The 1978-nt window shown below is 68.4% G+C and carries 2 protein-coding genes; both read right to left on the bottom strand.

Features of this window, described 5'->3' with window-relative positions; all coding sequences use genetic code 11:
- On the bottom strand, positions 1–1642 hold a 1642-nt coding region (locus tag ACFQ0E_RS19115; protein ID WP_386826615.1), incomplete at its 3' end, for a GAF domain-containing protein.
- Between the two features lie 130 nt (positions 1643–1772).
- Positions 1773–1978, bottom strand: a 206-nt coding sequence (locus ACFQ0E_RS19110; RefSeq protein WP_386826613.1) for an EAL domain-containing protein, incomplete at its 5' end; no start/stop codon positions are given.

Raw genomic sequence — 1978 nt, 5'->3', positions numbered from 1 at the left:
GTCGCTGTTCGGCGCGGAGTCGCTCGGCGATCTGCTCGCGCAGCTCGCGGTTGGCGTCGGCGAGTTCGCGTGTGCGGGTCTGGACGCGGGTTTCGAGTTCGGCGTGCGCAGCGACGAGGGTGTCCTGCGCGCGCTTGCGGGCGAGGGCGGCGTCGATGTGGTGTGCGACGAAGGTGAGCAGCTCCTGGTCGCGGTCGGTGAAGTCGATGCCGGCGGTGTAGCTCTGCACGCCGATGACGCCGATGGCCTTGCCCTCGCGGGTCAGCGGTACGCCAAGCCAGCGATGGGCGTGGCGTCCCATGCTGCGCACCAGGCCGCGCGCTTCCAGATCGTCGATCATCGGACGGTCGGCCAGCAGCGGCTCGCCGGTGTCGATCACGTATTCGGTCAATCCCTTGGCGCGAGGTCGCGTGCGCGTGCGGCGGGTGTCGTATTCGTCGGCGACGTAGGCGAATTCGATGGTGCCGCCGTCGGCCGAGAGGAGGGCGATGTAGAAATTGCCGGCGTAGAGCAGTTCGCCGATCACCCCGTGCAGCGCTGCATAGAACTCGTCGAGGCCGGTGGCGCTGACTGACAGCTCGGTGATGCGGAACAGCGCCTGCTGCAGCTTCTCGGCGCGTTCCCGCTCCAGTACTTCGTTCTGCAGTTCGAGATTCGCGCGCTCCAGTGCGCGGGTGCGTTCGCGCACGCGGCGCTCCAGCTCGACCTGCGCGGTCTTGCGGTCGAGCGCGGTGAGGATGTGCTGGCCGACGTACTCCAGCAGCGCCTGTTCCTCGCTGCCGTAGCGGTTCGGCCGTTCGTAGTCCTGGACCACGATCGCGCCGCAGACCCGGCCGTCGCGCAGCAGGGGCACGCCCAGCCAGTCCTCGCTCTGCGGGCCGTTGATGATTTCTTCGTCGGGAATGCCGAACTCCGCGATGATCGCCTGCGACGGACCGATCAGGGGACGGCCGTGGCGCAGCAGGGTCGCGGTGAGGAAGCTCTCGGAGAGCGGGAAATCCTCGTCGGGATCCGGATCGAAGCGGTCGCGGCTGTCTGCGAAATACAGGAAACGCAGGGTGTCCTGGCCGGGGTTGTACTGGACGATGAAGAAATTGTCCGCCGGCATGAGTTCGCCGACGACGTGGTGGATGCGCGCGAGCATCTCGCGCATTTCCAGGTTCGAGCCGGCGAGGTCGGAGATCTCGTAGAGGGCCTGCTGCAGCCGCTTGGATTTCTCCAGCGTGTGGACGCGGGCATCGGCCTCGCCCAGCCGCAGGCCGGCAACGAGCAGGTCTGCGACCAGTCCGTACCAGGTCGCGTCGGGCGCGGCCGCCCCGGCATCGCCCTGGTCGCCGACGGCATGGGCGATCGCGATGTCGGTGGAGGCTTCGTCCTGGCGGAGCCGTATCACGCGCACGTCGGCGCCAACAGACGGTTCGTGCGGCGTGTGGGCGGGGGCGTCCAGCGCGCGTCGCGCGGCATCCTGCAGTGCCTCGTCTGCATCGGTGCTGCCGATGCAGCCATGGCCGAGCGTGGGATGCCGCCATGCGATGGCGAAACGGCTTCCGGCGGGCAGGGTGCGCCGCAGCGCATCGACCGTGCCGGCGAGGGCGGCCGGTGCCGATGGATTCGCGTTCGTCCCGCCTGTCCCTGCGCCCACGTCGTCCCCGCTTGGAATCAAGTGGTCAGCTTAGAGCGTGCGATCCGGTTTTTCACGTACTGCGTTTGCGCCATGTCGCTGTCCCGTGTTGTCCTGCCTGTCATCGCCGCCTGGCGATGGCAGGGATGGCTCAGTGCAGCGGCCGGTGTCCGGTGCCGTAACGCACGGCGGCCACGCGGTGGCTGTCGCGCCCGATCATCCTCGGCGCACCGAACAGATAGCCCTGCCCGAACTGGCAACCCTGCTCGACGAGGATCTCGCGCTGGGCCTCGGTCTCGATGCCTTCGGCGATCGTGTCGATGCCCAGGGTCAGGGCCATCGCCAGGATCGCGCGGA

It is taken from the genome of Lysobacter brunescens (assembly GCF_042677005.1).
GTDB lineage: Bacteria > Pseudomonadota > Gammaproteobacteria > Xanthomonadales > Xanthomonadaceae > Lysobacter_I > Lysobacter_I brunescens.
This window is presented reverse-complemented; position numbering and strand designations above follow the sequence as displayed.